The sequence below is a fragment of the Paludifilum halophilum genome (assembly GCF_002245355.1).
Taxonomy (GTDB): domain Bacteria; phylum Bacillota; class Bacilli; order Thermoactinomycetales; family DSM-45169; genus Paludifilum; species Paludifilum halophilum.
In genome coordinates, this window is record NZ_NOWF01000010.1 from 1 (window position 1) to 21,024 (window position 21,024).

Annotated in this window: 17 protein-coding genes; all 17 read left to right on the top strand. The window is 55.1% G+C overall.

The genetic code is table 11. The features are described from left to right. The first annotated feature begins 30 nt into the window (after positions 1–30). The 17 genes from mraZ (at position 31) to spoIIGA (ending at position 21,024) form a co-directional block, all read left to right on the top strand. A complete protein-coding gene (gene mraZ / locus CHM34_RS14975) occupies positions 31–468 on the top strand; it encodes a division/cell wall cluster transcriptional repressor MraZ (RefSeq protein WP_094265498.1) in 438 nt (145 codons plus the stop codon). Positions 469–483: 15 nt separating this feature from the next. Next, entirely contained in the window at positions 484–1,431 is a 948-nt protein-coding gene (gene rsmH, locus CHM34_RS14980; protein WP_094265421.1) for a 16S rRNA (cytosine(1402)-N(4))-methyltransferase RsmH, read from the top strand. Then, positions 1,432–1,842 carry a cell division protein FtsL gene (ftsL, locus tag CHM34_RS14985; RefSeq protein ID WP_094265422.1) on the top strand — a complete coding sequence of 137 codons (411 nt, stop codon included), beginning with the start codon at positions 1,432–1,434 and terminating at the stop codon, positions 1,840–1,842. It abuts the gene before it with no gap. Positions 1,843–1,854: 12 nt separating this feature from the next. Beyond that, the gene (locus CHM34_RS14990; RefSeq protein ID WP_141201730.1) at positions 1,855–3,993 is read left to right on the top strand and encodes a penicillin-binding protein; all 2,139 of its coding nucleotides are present in this window, start codon (positions 1,855–1,857) and stop codon (positions 3,991–3,993) included. Positions 3,994–4,157: 164 nt separating this feature from the next. Continuing rightward, positions 4,158–6,089, top strand: coding sequence for a stage V sporulation protein D (locus CHM34_RS14995; RefSeq protein WP_094265424.1), 1,932 nt, complete (start codon positions 4,158–4,160; stop codon positions 6,087–6,089). Between the two features lie 102 nt (positions 6,090–6,191). Then, complete coding sequence (locus tag CHM34_RS15000) at positions 6,192–7,688, top strand: UDP-N-acetylmuramoyl-L-alanyl-D-glutamate--2,6-diaminopimelate ligase (protein WP_094265425.1); 1,497 nt, start codon at positions 6,192–6,194, stop codon at positions 7,686–7,688. Further along, on the top strand, positions 7,685–9,079 hold the full coding sequence (locus CHM34_RS15005; RefSeq protein ID WP_094265426.1) for a UDP-N-acetylmuramoyl-tripeptide--D-alanyl-D-alanine ligase: 1,395 nt from the start codon (positions 7,685–7,687) through the stop codon (positions 9,077–9,079). Before CHM34_RS15000 ends, CHM34_RS15005 begins: the two co-directional genes overlap by 4 nt. Further along, positions 9,080–10,102 (top strand): phospho-N-acetylmuramoyl-pentapeptide-transferase, encoded by a 1,023-nt coding sequence (gene mraY / locus CHM34_RS15010; protein WP_094265427.1) that lies wholly within the window; start codon positions 9,080–9,082, stop codon positions 10,100–10,102. Next, complete coding sequence (gene murD / locus CHM34_RS15015; RefSeq protein WP_094265428.1) at positions 10,099–11,460, top strand: UDP-N-acetylmuramoyl-L-alanine--D-glutamate ligase; 1,362 nt, start codon at positions 10,099–10,101, stop codon at positions 11,458–11,460. Before mraY ends, murD begins: the two co-directional genes overlap by 4 nt. Before the next feature lie 40 nt (positions 11,461–11,500). Further along, entirely contained in the window at positions 11,501–12,598 is a 1,098-nt protein-coding gene (gene spoVE, locus CHM34_RS15020; protein WP_094265429.1) for a stage V sporulation protein E, read from the top strand. A gap of 35 nt (positions 12,599–12,633) precedes the next feature. Further along, on the top strand, positions 12,634–13,746 hold the full coding sequence (gene murG, locus CHM34_RS15025) for an undecaprenyldiphospho-muramoylpentapeptide beta-N-acetylglucosaminyltransferase (protein ID WP_338048676.1): 1,113 nt from the start codon (positions 12,634–12,636) through the stop codon (positions 13,744–13,746). A gap of 117 nt (positions 13,747–13,863) precedes the next feature. After that, positions 13,864–14,772 (top strand): UDP-N-acetylmuramate dehydrogenase, encoded by a 909-nt coding sequence (gene murB / locus CHM34_RS15030; protein ID WP_094265431.1) that lies wholly within the window; start codon positions 13,864–13,866, stop codon positions 14,770–14,772. Between the two features lie 14 nt (positions 14,773–14,786). Then, positions 14,787–16,058, top strand: coding sequence for a UDP-N-acetylglucosamine 1-carboxyvinyltransferase (gene murA / locus CHM34_RS15035; protein ID WP_094265432.1), 1,272 nt, complete (start codon positions 14,787–14,789; stop codon positions 16,056–16,058). 602 nt (positions 16,059–16,660) lie between these two features. Next, the gene (locus CHM34_RS15040) at positions 16,661–17,386 is read left to right on the top strand and encodes a cell division protein FtsQ/DivIB (RefSeq protein ID WP_169713765.1); all 726 of its coding nucleotides are present in this window, start codon (positions 16,661–16,663) and stop codon (positions 17,384–17,386) included. 177 nt (positions 17,387–17,563) lie between these two features. Continuing rightward, the gene (gene ftsA / locus CHM34_RS15050) at positions 17,564–18,799 is read left to right on the top strand and encodes a cell division protein FtsA (RefSeq protein ID WP_094265435.1); all 1,236 of its coding nucleotides are present in this window, start codon (positions 17,564–17,566) and stop codon (positions 18,797–18,799) included. Positions 18,800–18,829: 30 nt separating this feature from the next. Beyond that, complete coding sequence (gene ftsZ, locus CHM34_RS15055) at positions 18,830–19,945, top strand: cell division protein FtsZ (protein WP_094265436.1); 1,116 nt, start codon at positions 18,830–18,832, stop codon at positions 19,943–19,945. 170 nt (positions 19,946–20,115) lie between these two features. Beyond that, complete coding sequence (gene spoIIGA, locus CHM34_RS15060; protein WP_094265437.1) at positions 20,116–21,024, top strand: sigma-E processing peptidase SpoIIGA; 909 nt, start codon at positions 20,116–20,118, stop codon at positions 21,022–21,024.

Sequence of the window (21,024 nt, forward strand, 5' to 3'; positions counted from 1 at the left end):
ATTGAGGGGAGTATGGGGGGGGACCGTGGCGTGTTCATGGGGGAGTATCGGCATTCCGTCGATGAAAAAGGACGCCTCATTATTCCGTCCAAATACAGAGAGGATTTGGGACCGTCCTTTGTCGTCACCCGTGGACTCGATCACTGCCTGTTCGTCTACCCTCAGTCGGAGTGGAGAAACCTGGAACAGAAATTGAAGGCTCTGCCCTTTACCAGAGCCGATGCCCGCGCTTTCACCCGTTTTTTCTTTTCCGGTGCAATCGTTGTGGAACTGGACAAGCAAGGACGCATCACACTGCCGAGCCATTTGAGAGACTTCGCCAAACTGGAAAAAGAGTGTGTCATCATCGGAGTCTCCAATCGTGTGGAAATCTGGAGTAAAGAAGCGTGGGCAGCGTATTATGAAACCTCGGAGGATTCCTTTAACGAAATCGCTGAAAAAATCGTGGATCTGGACTTGAACTTGTAGAGAGGTTGAAAAAGGTTGTTTCGTCATGAAACGGTATTGAAACAGGAAGCGGTGGACGGGCTGAAGATCCGGTCCGAAGGGATTTATGTGGATTGTACACTGGGTGGGGCGGGTCACAGCCGGATGATTGCGGAACAGTTGGGGCCGGCGGGAACGCTGGTCGGATTGGATCAGGACGATCAGGCCATGGCTGTCGCCGGTAAAAGGTTGGAAGGGTCATCCTGCCGTCTCAGTCTGGTGAAGAGCAATTTTCGCCACCTGGAGAATGTGTTGGACGGTTTGGGAATCGGAGAGGTGGATGGTGTGCTGTTCGATCTGGGTGTTTCCTCCCCCCAGTTGGACGAGGAGGAGAGGGGATTCAGCTACCATCAAGACGCCCCTTTGGATATGCGGATGGATCGATCGGGTGAGCGAACGGCTTTCGAAATTGTTAACCGGTGGTCGGTTGACGCGATTTCCCGCATTCTTTCCCAGTATGGGGAGGAGAAATTCGCTCGGCGGATCGCCCGGCGCATCGTCCAAGCCCGGGAGCGAAAGAGCATCGATTCCACCCGGGAGCTGGCGGAGATCATCAAGGACGCCATCCCTGCTCCGGCCCGGAGGAAGGGGCCCCATCCCGCTCGGAGGAGCTTTCAGGGAATCCGCATTGCGGTCAACGATGAACTGAACGCTTTTGAAGAAGCGTTGGAGCAGGCGATCCGCCGGTTGAAGCCTCAAGGCCGGTTGAGTGTGATCACCTTTCATTCCCTGGAAGATCGGATCTGTAAGCGAATGTTTCAAAAGAAAGCGCGCGGGTGCGTTTGCCCGCCGGATTTTCCCGTCTGCACTTGCGGCCGGACGCCAATCCTTCAAATCATCAATAAGAAACCGGTACTGCCGTCAACGGAGGAGGTGGAGAATAACCCTCGGGCCCGGTCGGCCAAGTTGCGGATTGCGGAGAAGCATGAGGAGGGTCAAATATAAATGAGAGAGAACCGGGGAAATGTTTCGGTTGCTTACCAACTGGAGCAACCGGATCGAGCGGCGAAGAGAGAGAAGCAGCCGCTTCGACGAGGACTTCCCGCCGGAGAAAAACTGTTGTACCTGTTGAGTGTGTGCCTCTGCGTGGCGATCGCTTCTCTCGTGTTATCCCGTTACGCGGTGATGACGGAGTTGAATATGCGGGTTTCCGACTGGGAGCAAAAGACCGTACAGCTTCAAGAGGCGAACCGGCAATTAGAGACTGAGCGGAAAGAGCTGGCCAGTGCCGAGCGGATTCGTCGGTTCGCCGAGGAGAATGGAATGATTCTGATGGAACAAACCCGAACCCTGTCAGATTCGCCGAGAGCGGAGGGACCGAAAGAAAAGGCGGCTCCCCGGGATGAAAGAGGGTGAGGAGTGGGGGAAGTGGGTTTAACAAGAACGAGAAAAATGCGATCACTGGTCGTCGGCATGATCTTTGTTGTGTTCCTGGCAGCAGTGGTCGTTCGGTTATTCTGGATTCAAACGGTTGATGCTTCTTTTCTGAGGGACCGTGCGGAAAAGACCTGGGAACAAAATGAAGTCATCAAGCCGGAGCGAGGAATGATCACGGACCGCAACGGCAAGACATTGGTGGAAGAGACGGATGCCTATATTATCGCCGCCGATCTGAGTCAGGTGAAAAATCCGAAGCAGACGGCGGAAAAACTGGCTCCTCTGATGAAGATGCCGAAAGAGGTCATCTACAACCGGTTGACAAAAAAGGATGTTGACCAGGTGGAATTGCGGGACGGCGGTCATTTCAAGATGTCCCGGAAGACCAAAAACCGAATCATGAACCTGGATTTGGACGGGATTTACGCGATCCGGACCTCTGACCGAAACTATCTGGAGGGAAAGTTGGCCGCCCATGTACTGGGGTTCGTCAACGAGGCCGGGAAGGCTGCCGGAGGAGTGGAGCATCAGTATGACAAGCTTCTGCGAGGAAAAGCGGGGGCTCTTCGCTTCAAACAGGATGCCTACGGGAATAAAGTGCCCAACGGCACCGAGAAATTTCATCCTCCGGATCAGGGAAAGGACCTGGTACTGACATTGGACAGCCGCATTCAATACCAGGTGGAGCGGATCCTGGACCGTGTGACGGCCCAACACCGAGCGAAAGGAGCTACGGCGATCGTGGCCGATCCCCGTACGGGAGAGGTTTTGGCCATGGCCAACCGTCCGTCCTTCAATCCCGATCAATACAGAACCACGTGGAAGGCCGGTTCCAATGATACGAATACCGCGGTCAGCTCCCAGTACGAACCCGGATCTACCTTCAAGATCGTGACGTTGGCGGCGGCGATCGAAGAGGGGAAATTTGACCCCGATAAGAGATTTCAATCCGGTTCGATCGAGGTTGGGGAGAAGACGATCCGCGATTGGAACGATTGGGGTTGGGGGGAGATTTCCTATGCGGAGGGGATTTATCTCTCCAGCAACGTCGCTTTTGTCCGTCTAGCCGAAAAATTGGGAGCGGAAAAGCTGATCCGGTATATCGAGCGGTTTGGCTTCGGACGAATCACCGAACAGACGGGACAGCCGACAGGGATCGACCTACCTGCTGAAGGGCGGGGCTATTTCTTCGGTCACGAACCCCTTCATGAACTGGAGTTGGCTTCCACGGCCTTCGGTCAAGGGATCGCAGTCACACCGATCCAGCAGGTGATGGCCGTTTCCGCCATCGCCAACGGGGGTACGCTGTATCGGCCCCATGTATTGAAGGAGGTACTGGAGCCGGATTCGGACCGGGCGATCAAAAAAGTGAAGCCCTATAAGATTCGATCCGGGGTGGTCTCTCCGCAAACCGCCCGACAAGTGAGAGAACTTCTGCGTGGTGTTGTCGTTCAGGGAACGGGGAAAAAAGCGGATGTACCGGGTTATCCCGTCGCCGGAAAGACGGGAACGGCCCAAAAGCCGAAGACGGATGGACAAGGCTATGCATCCGGACAATACATGGTTTCCTTCATCGGATTTTCTCCCGCTGACAATCCCCGAGTCGTGGTGTATGTGGCCGTTGATGAGCCTCAGGATTCGAGCCACGGAGGGACGGTGGCCGCTCCGGCGGCACGGGAAATCATCAAGGACTCCCTTCGGTTGATGGGGGTGAAGTCCCGCTCATCCAACGGTAAAAAGGAAAAGAGGACGGATACCGACCCCTCCGCCGCTATTGCCGGTGATTGGGTGAAAAAATCCGTCGATGAAGTCAAAGAGAAGCTGAAGGAGACGGACATTCAAGTGGAAGTATTGGGTGGCGGGAAAGAGGTGAGCGCACAATACCCGACCCCGGGAGCCCAAATAACCCATGGGAGGGTTTATCTCCTCACGGAGTCTTCCAAATCTGTGAGCATGCCCGACCTGCGGGGAAAATCCCTCCGGGAGGCGATGGATCTATGTCGGCTGCTTGAGCTGAACCCGCAAGTAGACGGCGAGGGGTATGTTGACTCGCAATCCATCCCCCCGGGGGACCGGATCATGGACAAAAAGGAGATCCAGCTCCGGTTACAATCGGATCCGCCTTCGTAAAACAGGTTCCCGGGAGAGGAACCTGTTTTCCTTTTTGGTTGAAGGCCGGTTTGTTTCCTGGCGAAGTTCTCTCCCGGTTTTCTTTCGGGCGGCTTGTTCTATTCGCGATCCAGTGGGAATAGGTTGGTCAATAGAAAACCTGTCTCACGGGAGGAGTGCGGTCATTGCCTGTTGCCGGCAATCGGGTGCGGAAGCGCCTTTTTATCGCTTTGCTGGTCGGTTTGTTGTTGTTTGCCGGCCTGCTCGCCCGGTTGGGCTATGTTCAGTTGGTCCAGGGAGAATGGCTGAACGACAAGGCCCAGGATCTGTGGAACCGTGATATCCCTTTTGAGGGCAAGCGGGGTCGGATGCTGGATCGGAACGGAGAGGTTTTGGCCTATAATATCAGCTCTCCGTCGGTTCTGGCTGTTCCGGCGCAGATCAAAAATCCGGCGGAAACGGCCCAAAAGTTGGCGGGTGTATTGTTAGCACCGGAAGAAAAAGTGTACCGGCAGGTTACCAAAAAACAACTGATTGTTCGGATTACGCCGGAAGGAAGAAAGATCTCTGAGGAGAGAGCCCGACAGATCCAGGGGCTCCACCTTCCCGGGATCGTGGTGGCGGAGGACAATAAACGCTATTATCCCGAAGGGAGTATGGCGGCCCATGTCTTGGGATTTGCGGGGATCGATAACCAGGGATTGGCCGGTTTGGAATTGGTGTATGATGAGTATCTGCGGGGCAAGCGGGGACATGTTTCCTTTGGAGCGAATGCCAAAGGGGAGCGCTTACCCGGGGGAAAAGACCAGTATACACCGCCGAAGGACGGGATGGATCTCGTCCTGACACTGGACCGGGAGATTCAGGGCATTCTGGAGAGGGAACTGGATCAGGCGGTGGAACAGTACGACCCGGAAAATGTGCTGGGAATCGCAATGGATCCGAAAACGGGGGAAATTCTGGGGATGGGCAGTCGCCCCACCTTTCAACCGGATCAGTACAGGAATGTCGACCCCGAGATCTACAACCGGAATCTGCCCATCTGGCGAACGTATGAACCGGGCTCCACCTTCAAGATCATTACTTTGGCTGCCGCTTTGGAAGAGAATCAGGTCAACCTGAACGATTCCTTCTTTGATCCCGGCTATGCCAAGGTCGGTGGTGCCAGGCTCCGGTGCTGGAAGCACGGGGGGCATGGGAGTCAGACCTACCTGGAGGTGGTGGAGAACTCCTGCAACCCCGGCTTCGTCAACCTAGGGCAGCGTCTGGGAGAGGAAAAACTCTTTTCCTATATTCGGAAGTTCGGATTCGGTCAAAAAACGGGGATCGATCTGAACGGGGAGGCTAAGGGTATTTTGTTCCGTCCGGAGCAGGCAGGACCCGTGGAGTTGGCCACCACTTCCTTCGGTCAAGGGGTTTCCGTTACCCCTCTGCAACAGGTGACGGCGGTAGCGGCGGCCGTCAACGGCGGCAAGCTGATGACCCCGCATTTGGAAAAAGCGTGGAAGGATCCGGAAACGGGAGAGACGGTACAGGAATATCAACCGAAGGTAAAGCGGAAAGTGATTTCAGAGTCCACTTCCCGGCAGGTGCGCAGAGCCTTGGAAAGCGTGGTAGCCCGGGGAACAGGGCGAAAGGCGTTTATCGACGGTTACCGGGTTGGCGGGAAGACGGGTACCGCTCAAAAGGTAGGGCCTGATGGCCGCTATCTGCGAAACAATCACATCGTTTCCTTTATCGGATTCGCTCCGGCGGATGATCCGCAGGTGGTGGTTTATGTAGCTGTTGACAATCCCAAAGGGATCCAGTTCGGAGGTGTGGTGGCGGCGCCAATCGTCCGAAATATTATGTATGACAGCCTTCGCCATCTGAAAGTGAAAAAGCGAAAAGATCAAATTTCTCCGGAAAAGACCCCCACATCGACACCGATTGTGGAAGTGCCTGATCTGATCGGTCGGGAAGTGGACGATCTTCGAAACAGTCTTTACGATTCTCAGCTTCAGGTATACGGAACAGGGAAAACGGTGATCAATCAGGCGCCCAAACCCGGAGAGCGTGTAAAAAAGGGGACACCGATCCGGATCTATCTGGGTGACAAATCAACCAAAGCAGATTAAAATAGGGATGATAAACGTATCGATGCCAGGAGGTTCCCTGGCATTTCTCGTGTCTTTTCCCCATTTTTTACGATGGGAAGGTGCGCTGAAGGAGGACTTCGCATGAAACTGAGCACACTGATCGACTCTCTCGTACTGGCCAGAGTAACAGGTGATGCAGAAGTTGAAATCACTGGAATAGAAACGGATTCCCGGAAACTGAAGCCGGGGGATTTATTTATTGCGTTAAGGGGTTTTTCTGTCGATGGGCACCGGTTTGTTTCCCAGGCCGTTGAGCGGGGAGCGGCGGCCGTCATGGTGGAGGAAGATGCGGAGGTCCCGGCGGATGTACCCCAGGTTTGCGTGCCGGATACGAGGCGGGCGATGGCGGTAGTCGCTGCTGTCTTTTTTCGCCATCCGACCCGGGATTTGAAATTACTCGGAGTGACCGGAACCAACGGCAAGACGACGACGGCCCACTTGATTCGGCATCTTCTTCAAAGCGGGGGGGATGACACGGGGTTGATCGGCACGATCCATATGCAGATTGGAGAGGACATTTATCCAGTAAAAAACACAACGCCGGAATCGGTGGATCTGCAGAGGAGTTTTCGGAAGATGGCCGATGCCGGCTGCCGGTATGCGGTGATCGAAGCTTCCTCCCACGCCTTGGATATGGGTCGGACATGGGGATGTGAGTTTCGTACCGCTATTTTCACTAATTTGACACAGGATCATTTGGATTATCATGAGACGATGGAAAGGTACCGGGATGCCAAAGGATTGCTCTTCAGCCAGCTGGGCAATCGGTATGAGGACAGCGGCGATGACGGGAACCTGGCCGTTCTCAACGCCGACGACCCGGTATCCGCTCACTACGCTCGGATGACGCCGGCCCAGGTTATTACATACGGCATCGAGAAGAAAGCCGATGTCCGGGCGGAAAATATTCGTTTTCACCCCGGGGGGACTTGCTTCACCCTGAGCACTTGGATGGGGGATGTCGAGATCGATATGAAGCTGATGGGGACATTCAGCGTCTACAATGCACTAGCCGCTTCCACTGTCGCACTGGCCGAGGGGATGACCCCGGATGCGGTGCGCGACGCTCTCCAGCGGATGGAAGGGGTGGACGGCCGGTTTCAGCGAGTGGATGCCGGACAGTCGTACACCGTGCTGGTGGATTACGCTCATACGCCGGACAGCCTTAAAAACGTTCTCGCTACCATTCGTGAATTTGCGGAGGGAGCAGTCACCTGTGTGGTTGGCTGCGGCGGTGATCGGGATCGAACCAAGCGACCGCTGATGGCGTCGATCGCCGCTGAGTACAGCGATAAGGTGGTCATTACCTCGGATAACCCCCGCACGGAAGATCCCCAAAGGATTATTGAGGATATGATGGAAGGGTTGAAAGAGGTACCGGAGGAAAAGTACACGGCGGTTTTGGACCGAGAGGCGGCGATCCGCCGGGCGGTCGAGGAAGCAGAAGACCGGGATGTGATTCTTATCGCCGGGAAAGGACATGAGACTTACCAGGAAGTGAACGGGGTCCGCTACGATTTTGACGATCGGGAAACGGCCCGAAAAGCGATTCAACAGAGGGGATCGAGGCGAACATGATGCAAATGACCTGTCAGTCTATCTGTCAGTCGGTTCAAGGGAAACTCCAGGGGGAAGTCTCCGATGCTTATCGGCTCGTGCAAGGAGTTTCTACGGATACGCGGACGATCCGGGCCAATCAGCTTTATGTCCCCTTAGTGGGTGAGCGTTTTAACGGCCACGATTTTCTGCAGGATGCGGCCCAGGCAGGAGCCGCAGCGGCCCTGTGGCAGGCCGATCATCCCTTGCCCGCTTCTTTTCCGATCCCCCTCCTGGTCGTGGAAAACACCCTGAAGGCCCTTCAGAAGTTGGCCGCCGATTACCGGCGGGAAACGGGGGTTCAAGTGGTGGCCGTTACCGGAAGTAACGGTAAGACAACGACCAAGGATCTGATCGGAGCTGTTTTGGGGGAGAGGTTTCGGGTTCATCGCACCCGGGGCAATCTGAACAACCACATCGGAGTACCTCTGACCTTGCTGTCCATGCCGCAGAATGCGGAAGTGGCTGTATTGGAGATGGGGATGAACCACGCCGGGGAGATTGCTCGGCTTTCCCGGATCGGGTTGCCGGATTTGGCGGTGGTGACCAATATTGGAGAAGCCCATCTGGAGTTTTTGGGAAGCAGGGAAGCCATTGCTGACGCGAAACTGGAAGTACTTGAGGGGTTGTCCCGGTCGGGGGTTCTCCTGATCGACGGAGACGAACTGTTACTCCGGAATCGGCTTTCCGGGGAGAATCGCAGGGTCGTCGGCGTCGGCTGGGAGGAAGGCAACGAGGATGTCATTCAGGATATCGAGCTGAAAGGAACAGAAGGGATTGCTTTTACTTCTTCGATGTCCGGAATTCGTTTCCAATTGCCGCTGATCGGGCGGCATAACGCCTTGAACGCCCTTCTGGCCGCCAATGTCGGCCGTTGCTTCGGCTTGACGGAAGCGGAAATTCAACGGGGGCTGGGCAGGGTGGAACAGTCGGGGATGCGCCTGGAAACCCTGACCGCCGGCAATGGTATGATGGTGATCAACGATGCGTATAACGCCAGTCCCACAGCGATGCGGGCTACCATCGATCTGCTGATGTCCTTGCAGGAGGGAGCGGAAAAATGGGTCCTCCTGGGCGATATGTTGGAGATGGGGCCCGAAGAGGCTGCTTATCACCGAGAGGTGGGCCGTTACGCCGCTGAACAGGAAGTCTGTCGGGTCTATACGATGGGGGACCGGGGACGGTGGATCGCTGAGGGAGCGAGACAGGCGAAGGAAAGCTTGCCGGTCCGTCATTTCGAATCCGCCGAAGAGGCGGCGGCCGTCCTGTCCGATGAGGGGGGAGAAAACGCGATTCTCCTGGTGAAAGCTTCCCGGGGGGCGCATTTGGAAACGGTCGTTGAGCTTTTAATAAAAGGAGAGAGTAAGGGCTAAATGGATATGCGGATCATATTGGTCCCTCTGGCTGTAGCTTTCGGGCTCGGCGTGTTACTGGGGCCCTTTGTTATTCCGATATTGAGAAGGTTGAAGTTTGGTCAGGCCATCCGGGAGGAAGGACCCAAAACTCACCAAAAAAAGGCCGGTACTCCCACCATGGGGGGGACCATCTTTCTTACGGCCCTGGTTTTGGCCGCTGTACCGCTGAGCAATCCGTTGAGCAATATTCTGCACTTTAATAGTCAACTTCAGTTGTCGGATTTATTCTTTCTGCTCTTCGCTACGTTAGGTTACGGGATTCTCGGCTTTTTGGACGACTATATCAAAGTCGTCATGAAGAGAAACCTGGGCCTGACTTCGAAGCAGAAGCTGTTGGGCCAGCTTTTTATTGGTCTGGTCCTGTTCTGGGTTTTGCTGGAGGTCCGGGTGTATCGGGGGGAGTATTCATCCATCTCCACGATCAGTATCCCGGGAACCGAAATCCAGTTTGAACTCAATTGGATGTACCTTCCCCTTCTGGTTTTGATCATGATCGCCGCTTCCAACGCCGTCAATCTGACTGACGGGCTGGATGGTCTGGTAGCGGGAACCGCCGCAATCGCTTACGGTGCTTATGCCGTTATCGGATTGGTGCAGAGCAACTACATGGTTGTCATCTTCGCCGCCTCTGTTGTCGGAGCCTTATTGGGCTTTCTGGTCTTTAACGCTCATCCGGCGAAAGTTTTTATGGGGGATACCGGCTCTCTCGCTCTGGGCGGTGGACTGGCCGCATTAGCGGTGATTACCAAAACAGAGCTTTTATTGGTGATCATCGGCGGGGTGTTCGTGATTGAAACACTGTCTGTCATGATCCAGGTAAGCTCTTTCAAGTTGAGGGGGAAGCGAATGTTTCGGATGAGCCCTCTTCACCACCATTTTGAACTGATCGGTTGGTCGGAGTGGCGGGTGGTTTCTACCTTTTGGATAATCGGTTTTCTTTGTGCCGGGTTGGGTATCTATCTGGAGGTGTTTCTGCGTTGATCGCTGAAGATTGGTCCGGCCGTTCCGTCATCGTTCTGGGATTGGCCCGGAGCGGAGTCGCCGTCACCAAACTGCTTCATCAGTTGGGAGCCAAGGTGACAGTGAACGATCGCAAACCGCGTTCGGAAAGTCCGGAGGCGGAAGAACTGGAACGAATGGGGATTTCCGTTGTTTGCGGCGGTCATCCCGAGAACCTGATCGGAGAGGGAGTCGATCTGTTGGTGAAGAATCCCGGAATTCCCTACTGGGTTCCCCCGGTGCAACAGGCGATCCAACAGGGGATTCCGGTGGTGACGGAGGTGGAGGTCGCCTATCGAACAACTGCATCTCCGATGATCGGAATCACGGGTTCCAACGGGAAGACCACGACGACCGCTCTGGTCGGTCGTATGCTGTCGGCCGGCGGTGTCAGATCCAGAGTCGCCGGTAATATCGGAAGGGCTTTAACGGAGCTCGTCCGGGAAATGGATCCGAATGAAAGGTTGGTAGCAGAGCTTTCCAGCTTTCAGCTGAAGGGTGTGGAAACATTCCGCCCCCGGATCGGGGCCTTGCTCAATGTGGTTCCGGCCCACCTGGATTACCACGGGACGATGGAGGACTATGTCCGGTCCAAAGAAAAGATGTTTGTCAATCAAACCACCGATGATATTGCGGTATTAAACCGGGATTCCACCGAATGCCGTGAGACTGCGCGACGGCTGAAGGGCAAGGTCTGGTGGTTTAGCCGTCGGGAACCGGTGGAATGCGGTGTTTTCATCCGGGACGGCTGGGTGATTCACCGGACGCCGGAGGCGGTTGAGCGGAAGGTTATCCACTCGTCGGAGATCCGGTTGCCCGGGGTCCATGTGGAAAACGCTCTGGCCGCCGCCACGATCGCTTTGGCCGCCGGTTGTCGCTTGGAGGCGGTGCGCCAGGAACTTCGCACTTTTTCCGGGGTGGAGCATCGTCTGGAATATGTGACCGACGTCAACGGCGTTCGCTATTACAACGATTCCAAGGCGACCAACGCCAAAGCAACGATCGCCGCCCTGGAGTCCTTTGAAGAGCCGATCGTGCTGATCGCCGGGGGATTGGATCGAGGGACGGACTTCCGAGAGTTGATCCCCGCTTTCGGACAACGTCTCAAAGGGATTGTCACTTATGGTCAGGCGGCCACTGTCCTCTCCGCCCGGGCCGAAGATGCCGGAATCTCCCGGCGAATCCGGACGGAGGATGTGACGGAGGCGCTTCATGCCGCTTCCCGGATGGCCGAAGCGGGAGATATTGTTCTCTTGTCACCGGCCTGTGCCAGTTGGGATCGATACACCTCTTTCGAAGAGCGGGGGAGCATTTTTAAACAGGCTGTGCATAGTCTGTAGAAAGGGCTTGCCCCAAACTTCTTTTCGAGGTGAAACGCCCATGCCGAAACCGCGGAACTCGCCGGATCCGGTGATCATTGCCGTGATTCTTTTGTTGCTCACGATCGGAGTTATCATGGTGTACAGCGCAAGCGCCGCTTATGCCCAAGATAAATTCGGCGACAGTTTTTTCTACGCGAAGCGGCAGATGTTGTTTGCCGCCCTGGGCGTTTTTTTGATGATGCTCATTTCCAGGTTGGACCCGGAGCTGTTTTACCGCTGGGCCAAGCCCGGTCTGTTCATCTGTTTTGCGCTTTTGGTATTGGTATTGATTCCCGGAGTGGGAGTTCTGCGCAACGGAGCTCGAAGCTGGTTGGGGATCGGTGCCTTCGGCATTCAGCCGTCGGAGTTTACCAAACTGGGAATCATCCTGTTTCTTTCCCGATATCTCTCCATCCATGCAGACCGTGTTCAAACCTTTTCCAAAGGGTTACTCGCTCCGCTGGGGATTGCAGGGGCGGCCTTCGTCTTGATTATGCTACAGCCGGATTTGGGAACCGGTACGGTCATGATGGGAACGGCGTTGGTTTTGGTTTATGCCGCAGGGGCGCGGATCAAGCATTTAGTCGGATTGTCCCTGGCCGGTGTGCTTGCTTTTGCCGGTCTGGTACTGGCGGCGCCCTACCGGATTGCCCGGATCACCGCCTTTCTCAACCCGTGGCAAGATCCCCTCGGTGCCGGATATCAACTGATCCAGTCCCTCTTTGCCATCGGCCCCGGCGGTCTGGTTGGTTTGGGTCTGGGCATGAGCCGACAGAAGCATTTATACTTACCTGAGCCTCATACGGATTTTATCTTTTCCATCCTGGCTGAAGAATTGGGTTTTCTCGGTGCAGGTACCGCCATCGTCTTGTTCGCCGTTTTGGTGTGGAGGGGTTTGAAGGTGGCCATTACCGTACCCGACCTGTTTATGAGTCTCATTGCTGCAGGGGTCACCGGTATGATTGTGATCCAGGCGGTGATCAACATCGGTGTCGTTTCCGGAGCATTTCCGGTGACGGGGATTACGTTGCCCTTCCTCAGCTATGGAGGCTCTTCCCTGACGTTGACCCTGATGGCGGTGGGTCTGCTGCTCAATCTCTCCCGCTACTCCGAGTAGAATCGACACTTCAGAATAGAACGGGTGATCGAATGATGAAAAAAGTGTTACTCTCCGGGGGAGGGACGGGAGGACATATCTACCCGGCTCTCTCTATTGCAAAGGCTTTTCGCGGACGTTTTCCGGAAGCGGAGATCGGATACATCGGAACCAAGAACGGATTGGAATCCCGTATTGTCCCCAAAGCCGGGGGCATCACCTTTTTTGATGTGGAAATTCAAGGATTTAAGCGGAAACTGTCCCTGGACAACCTCAAGACCGTCTCCAAATTTATCGGTGCGGTCAGGGACTGTAAGGAAATTATCCGTCGCTTTGAGCCGGATGCGGTGGTGGGAACCGGCGGGTATGTGAGCGGTCCCTCCCTCTATGCTGCAGCCCGGCTGGGGGTTCCGACCCTGATTCTGGAGCCGGATGTGCTGCCGGGATTGACGACACGTTTTTTATCCCGGTATGTGAATGTTGTCGCCATCAGCTTGAGCGGATCTGAACAGTATCTGTCCAAGGCGAAGCGGGTTCTCCATACCGGCAATCCCCGGGGAACGGAAGTTGTCCGGGCTGATGGACAGGCGGGCCGGAAATCGTTGGGGCTGGAGGGATCTGACAAACCGATCATCCTTTTCGTCGGGGGAAGCCGGGGAGCCAAACCTCTCAATGACGCGGTGTTTCAGCTTTTGCCCCGACTGGCGGAGGCACAGCGGTGGCACTTCGTTTATGTAACGGGAGAGGTGCATTACGAAGAAGTAATTGCTAAACTGAATAAGGAACAGTATCCGAATCTGACGGTAAAACCGTTTATCTATAATATGCCGGATGTACTCGCGGCCACTTCCTTGGTCGTGGGTCGTGCCGGTGCGTCGACCCTGGCGGAGCTGACGGCTCTCGGTGTACCTTCCATCCTGATTCCTTCCCCTTATGTCACGAACAACCATCAGGAAGTGAATGCCCGCTGGATCGAAGAACAAGGGGCGGGTCGCATGATCCTGGAACGGGATTTGACAGGGGACGGGCTTTGGTCCGTCATATCGGAAATGACGGAAGACGACGCGGGGCATGAGAAGATGAGCCAGGCGGCCCGCGAGTTGGGTCGACCGGATGCAGCGGAGGTGATCATCGATGAACTGGTTCAATTATCCCGTTCCAAGCAATGATTCCGACAAGGCTCCGGCTGGGCTTCCGTCACACAAAAACAGCAGGGGCATAGACTATCATATACCGCACCCGGATCGGACACTCAGGCGCGGTGTCCCGGAAAGGAGGTCCCGACTGTGGAGGAAATCGCTCGCGAACTGAAAAGAGCCGGTGTGGAAGACGTGCGAATCGGTGAACCCCTTTCCCGGCACACCACGTGGAAAGTGGGGGGACCGGCGGATGTGTTGATCTATCCGCACGCCAAAACCGAGCTGGAACGAGCGATGGCGGTCGTCTCCAAGCACCGGATTCCTTGGCGTATAATCGGACGCGGATCCAATTTGTTGGTCCGTGATGGAGGGATTCGGGGAGCTGTGATCAAGATGGGTTCCGGTCTGGACGGTCTGAAGGTGGATGGGGACCGTGTCACTGCAGGCGGGGGCTATTCCTTTGTTCGGTTGTCGGTGATGGTGGCCAAATACGGTTTGACCGGTTTGGAATTTGCCGGAGGCATCCCCGGAACAGTGGGCGGGGCGGTATTCATGAATGCCGGCGCCCACGGATCCGAAGTATGCAAAGTGTTGGAATCGGCTGAGGTCCTTTTGCAAGAGGGGAAATGGGTTCGCCTGACCAATGAGGAGTTGCGGTTTAGTTACCGCACTTCCGTCCTTCAGTCGGAGATGAAAGGGGTCGTCGCGGAGGCCACCTTCCAACTGAAAGAGGGCGATCGGGAAAAAATAAGTACTTCACTGGCTCAGTTTAAAGACCGGCGCAGGCAGACACAGCCCCTCCAATTTCCGTGTGCGGGAAGCGTCTTTCGTAACCCGACCGGTGATCATTCCGGTCGGTTGATTGAAGAGGCCGGTTTAAAGGGGTACCGAATCGGCGGCGCCGAGGTATCTACCCAACATGCCAATTTCATCATCAATCGAGGGCATGCCACGGCAAACGATGTTCTCACCCTGATTCATCACATCATTCGGACCATCGAAGAAAAATACGGCGTTTCATTAAAGCCGGAAGTACAGGTGGTGGGCGAAGGGTAGACGGAGGTGGAACATTGGAGCAGTTTGTCATCAAAGGCGGAAAACCTCTGTACGGAACCGCTCGTGTTCAAGGTGCCAAGAACTCGGCTCTTCCCATCTTGGCCGCCGCTCTACTGGTGGAAGGTGTCCATGAGATCCGGGATGTTCCCCATCTTTCGGATACGGATGTCATGGGCAAAATCCTGAAAACACTCGGTATCAGGCTGAGATGGGATGGAAATACAGTCCGGCTGGAGACGTCCACCCTGAAAAGCTCCCGTATTCCGGAGATCCTGATGCGGCAGATGCGTTCCTCTATTTTTTTGATGGGTCCGCTTTTGTCCCGGTTGGGTGAAGTAAGTATTTCCCGTCCCGGGGGGTGCGCGATCGGAGCCCGGCCGATCGATCTCCACCTGAAGGGGTTGATTCTGCTCGGAGCCGACATCGAAGAGAAAGACGGATGGATACACTGTTCGGCCCGAAAACTGACCGGGACCGAAATCCATTTGGACCTGCCCAGTGTGGGGGCGACGGAAAATATCATGATGGCTGCGGTTCGGGCCGAAGGGGAGACGGTGATCAAAAATGCGGCTCGTGAACCGGAAATTATCGATCTGCAGCACTTTCTCAATCGGATGGGCGCCGAGGTAAAAGGGGCCGGAACAGATCGAATCGTGATTCGCGGTGTGAAACGCCTTCATCCCGTTTCCTACGAGGTGATTCCCGACCGGATCGTGGCCGGCACCCTGGCCGCTGCGGCTGCAACGACAGGCGGGGAAGTCCTTCTGACCCATGTGAACCATGAACACATGGCCTCCACGCTGGACCTTTTGCGAAAAGCGGGAACGGAATTAAGGTCCGAAGGAGATGCTCTCTGGGTGCGGGGAAAGCCCCGCTTGAAAGCGGTGGGCGACGTGGTTACGAAGCCTTACCCCGGGTTTCCTACGGATATGCAGCCACAGATCATGACCTTGCTCTCCTTGACAGAAGGCAAAAGTTCTATTTCCGAGGAAATTTTCGACGGGCGGCTCAGGCATGTGGGTGAGCTGATTCGTATGGGCGCTGATTTGTCAGCTAAAGAGAGCCGTGTTGAAATCCGGGGGGTTCCGTGTTTGACAGGGACGACGGTAGAGGCGACCGACCTGCGGGCCGGGGCGGCGTTGGTTATTGCCGGACTGGCGGCTCAGGGAACGACACTTGTCAGAGGTTTGTCACACATCGATCGGGGATATGAACGGTTGGATCAAACCCTGCTCCAATTAGGCGGTCAAATCCAGCGCTATTCCGGAAAAATCGCATCCTGTTAGCGACAGCAGCACCTCGGTGCCGCTGTTTTTTTATGTAAAGGGAGACCGGTATTCGGCAGAGATGGGTGCAGTAAAACACGCATTTCGACAGACGTTATGTTGGATCCCGGAAAGCGAAGGTTTGGAGGTTATCTGGTCAATCGCCGAAAAAAGCTGGGGCACTGATTCCAGCATAGCGACGTTTACACAGGGGGGCACATGTCTCGCCTTGGTCGCTTCGCTCCCGGGTCTCGCTATGCACCCATAGGGCACAAGTCTCGCCTTGGTCGCTTCGCTCCCGGGTCTCGCTATGCCCGACAATCTAGCGGAGTTTTCGGAGGAGCGGAACTGTTCGGCGGCCATCTTGTTTTTCCTCATGTATGCTGGTTCGATCCGAAGAAAGGTCGCGAACCGTTTTGCATCTACAGGAGGGCAATCCGGCGCGGAGTCGGGAAATCGGCTCCTGCCAGGTATCCTTCATTACAGACACCCTACGCTCTTTCATCGAGGAGTCGTTCACGTGATTTCTATCACGGTTTCCGCGGTTTTTGTGGTATCATAGATGAAGATTCCTAGGAAGAACCGCTTCAATCGACTGGTATTGGAAGGAGATGTCGCCATCGATGGAGCAACGGGTGCCAACCTACCGACCTTCCACCCGTTCCATAAAGCCACCTTCGCGCAAGGCGATCTTCTTCATCCTTATCTTTTTTCTCGGGGTCCTGTTTGTCTTGTTTTTAGAGTCCCCGCTGGGTGAAATCAAGAAGATACGCGTCACGGGCAACGAATGGGTCCCGGATCAAGAGCTCTTGGAGAAGTCCCGTTTGGCGAAGGGGAGCTCTTATTTTCGTTGGGACGCGTCGGAAGCGCAAAAGCGATTGCGGCGTCTGCCCGAAATCCGCGAGGTGAAGGTGACCAAATCTTTTCCGGGGGAAGTTCATATCCAAGTCTGGGAAAAGGATCGTGTCGGCTACTGGCTCGATGACAAGAAGATGCATCCGGTATTGGCGGACGGAACCGTTCTTACCGACCGGCTGTGGACGGGATCTGTCGACCGTCCCCTGTTGAAGGGCTGGTCCAGGCGGGAACTTAAAGATGCCTTGATATCGGGATTGGCTCGAACTCCAAAAAAAGTGCTGGCTGACATCTCCGAAATCCGTCCCGGTAAGGATGAGTCTTATCCAGACCTGGTCAAGGCATACACCCGGCAAGGACATGTTGTTCGGGTTCGTGCCGGTGATTTCGGTCGTAAGATGAAATACTATTCCGCTTTTCGAAATCATCCTCCGGGAACGCTCAACCTGCTTGAGAGCACTTGGTTTGTGCCCGAGAACAATGAATCTGGATGAAGCAGGGCGCCCCCTTTCCTTCCAAGAAAAAGTTGGGTGGGAAAAAGGGGAAATCTCCCCGGATGTTGAATATTTGTGGTACAAGCGAAATTTTCCCTTCGCTTCTCCCCTCACGATAGAGAGAAACACCATTTCCACCACAGGTAAAAGATTCTCGGGCAAGGAGGTGCCCAGGATTTGAGCAGTGGAGAGTTTATCGTCAGCTTAGATATAGGAACATCCAAGGTTCGTGTGATCGTCGCCGAGGTGACGGAGGAAAGTACGCAGATTGTCGGCGTCGGATCGGCGGTCGCCAAGGGGACGAAGAAAGGGGCTATCATTGACATCGACCAGGCTGTCCAATCAATTCGCGAGGCGGTTGACCACGCGGAGCGGATGGTCGGCATCGAAATATCGAAGGTATTTGTGGGTATCTCCGGTAACCATGTTTCCTTGCAACCGAGCCACGGGGTGGTGGCTGTCTCCAGCGAAAACCGGGAGATCGGCATCCAGGATGTGGAGCGGGTCATGCAAGCGGCTCGGGTGGTGGCCCTGCCTCCGGAGCGGTCGATCATCGAGGTGGTGCCGAAACAGTTCGTTGTCGACGGATTGAGCGGTATTCAAGATCCTCACGGGATGATCGGGGTCCGTTTGGAAGTGGAGGCGATCATCGTTACCGGATCGAAAACCATTATCCATAATATGCTTCGTTGCGTCGAAAAGGCTTCCTTAAGAGTGGCAGGAATTATTTTGCTTCCTCTGGCGGCCAGCGAGCTCTGTCTTTCGACGGACGAAAAAAACATGGGCGTGGTGTTGGCGGATATCGGAGGTGGCGCTACCTCTTTGGCCGTTTTCCAACAGGGGCACATGGCTGCGACGGCGGTTTTACCCGTCGGAGGCGATTATATTACGCATGACATCGCGATCGGCCTCCGTACGCAGACGGAGACGGCGGAAAGGTTGAAACGGAAATACGGCGTTGCCTTGGTGGAGGAGGCATCCGAAGATGTAGTGTTTCAGGTTCCCACCATCGGGAATCATCAGGAGCAAACGGTCAACCAGGAAGAGCTGGCCCATATCATCGAACCCAGGGTGGAAGAAACCTTTGAGCTGATTCGGGAACAGGTGGAATCCTTGGGGTTTTCGGGGGAGCCGGCAGGGGGGTATGTGCTCACCGGCGGGGTCATGTCGACTCCTCATATCCTCGGGGTGGCACGGAGCCAGCTGGGACAAGCGGCACGGATCGTTTCACCGGAACATATCGGTGTACAGGATCCCTCCTTTACCAGCGGCGTCGGTATGATTCACTACATCCGAAAGCGCTGGATGCTCCGTTTGATGGAGGAGGCTTCCCAAAACCGTGCTCCGCAAAAAAGCAAGCGGGGATCTTCCGCGCTGGAACGCGTGAAAAACTGGTTTAGCGAGTTTATTTAACAAGAGAGATTGATATTGGAGGGACAATCGATGTTGGAGTTTGATATGGAAGTAGAACAAATCGCCCAAATCAAGGTCATCGGTGTGGGAGGCGGCGGCAGCAATGCCGTTAACCGCATGATCGAAAGCGGTGTCCAGGGAGTCGAGTTCATCGCGGTAAATACCGACGCTCAAGCGCTTAACCGCTCTCATGCACCGGTCAAACTCCAGATCGGTGAAAAACTGACCCGCGGCTTGGGAGCCGGTGCTAATCCCGCCGTTGGTAAAAAGGCGGCGGAAGAGAGCCGCGAGGGTGTCGAAAATGTGTTAAAAGGCTCCGATATGGTTTTTGTGACTGCTGGAATGGGTGGCGGTACCGGTACCGGCGCTGCACCCGAAATCGCCGAAGTGGCCCGGGAAGCGGGTGCTCTCACGGTGGGCGTGGTCACCCGTCCCTTCACCTTTGAAGGTCGAAAACGTTCCCTGCAGGCGGATGAAGGGATTGCCGAACTGAAGGAAAAAGTGGATACACTGATCGTCATTCCCAACGATCGGTTGCTGGAAATCGTCGATAAGAATACGCCGATGCTGGAGGCCTTCCGGGAAGCGGATAATGTACTGCGTCAGGGTGTTCAGGGTATCTCCGACCTAATCGCCGTACCCGGATTGATCAACTTGGATTTCGCCGATGTGAAGACGATTATGACAGAGCGGGGTTCCGCCCTGATGGGAATCGGGACCGCCACCGGAGAATCCCGGGCGACGGAGGCGGCCAAAAAAGCGATCTGCAGCCCGCTTTTGGAAACCTCCATCGACGGGGCCCGGGGTGTGCTGATGAACATTACCGGCGGTACCAATTTGAGCTTGTACGAAGTCAATGAGGCGGCGGATATTGTCGCTTCAGCCTCCGATGAAGAAGTGAACATGATTTTCGGTGCCGTAATCAACGAGGACTTGAAAGATGAGATCCTGGTCACGGTGATCGCAACCGGTTTCGACCATAAGGAAGCGGAAACGGCGAAGGGCAAGCCGCAGTTCGGGCTCAAAGAGAGGGAGAAGCAGGAAACCACTTCCTCCACACAACGCAATGTGCTCGATCTGAAACCCATCAATACCGAGGATAATCTGGATATCCCCACTTTCCTGCGCCATCGTCGAAAAAAATAAGACCGACAAAGGTGCTCCGTCAGGAGCATCTTTTTTATGGGGAAAATATCCATAGCGGAAGTTGCCGACCTTCGACAAAAAAAATAACGGGTAATCAGCAAGTTTAGACAGACATTGAAATAGGATTCATATATACTAGTGACACATTGAACAGGGAAAGGGAACCAAAGATGGTTGTTTATGCCGATATGGTCTTCCTTCTCAACCTTTGTATCGATTTCTTGCTTTTGTGGTTGACAACGGCGATTCGGCGCCAACGCACATCTTTTTGGCGTATTCTGTCAGCGGCTTTTTTAGGTGCTTGTTATGCAGTCTTTCACCTATGGCAACCGTTGATTCTCTCAACCTCTTTCTTCGGAAAACTTCTTTTTTCTCTTGTGATGGTCTGGGTAGCCATGGGTTTTCAAAGCCTTGTTGCCTTCCTCCGCAATCTGGGTGTCTTCTATCTCGTTTCCTTTGTGACTGGAGGAGGGATGTTTGCCTTACATTACTTTTTGTCGGGGGATGTGGATGCCGCAGGCGGGCTGTTTCTTTCCCGCGTATCCGGTTGGGGATCGACCGTCTCCTGGGTGTTCGTCTTGCTCGCTTTTCCTCTGGTATGGGGGTATGCCCGCATCAGTTTTCGATCTTTACAGGAACGTCAAGCGGTCAACGAGTATCTGGCGGAGGTGGGGATCCAGTTGGGAGAGAAGCGGTTGGAATGCACCGGTTTGATTGATACCGGAAATCAGCTTCGGGATCCTTTGACCCGGATTCCAGTGATGATGGTGGAGCTGGAGGAGTTGATCCCTTATCTTCCCGAAGGGGTCGTGTCGATGGCGAAGACCCGGGACTGGACCGGAATGGACCCTTCACTTCCGGAAGAATGGGCGACTCGGGTGCGGCTGGTTCCTTTTCGGGGAGCGGCCAGCCGGGGAGGGGTGATGCTCGCGCTGAAACCGGACCGGGTGGAGGTATTTCAGGGCGGCTTGTGGCATGAAGCGGGTAACGTCCTGATCGGACTGGATACGGGGAAGTTGTCATCCGACGGGACCTACCAAGCGATTCTTCATCCCTCTTGTGTGTCCGCTGTCGGATAA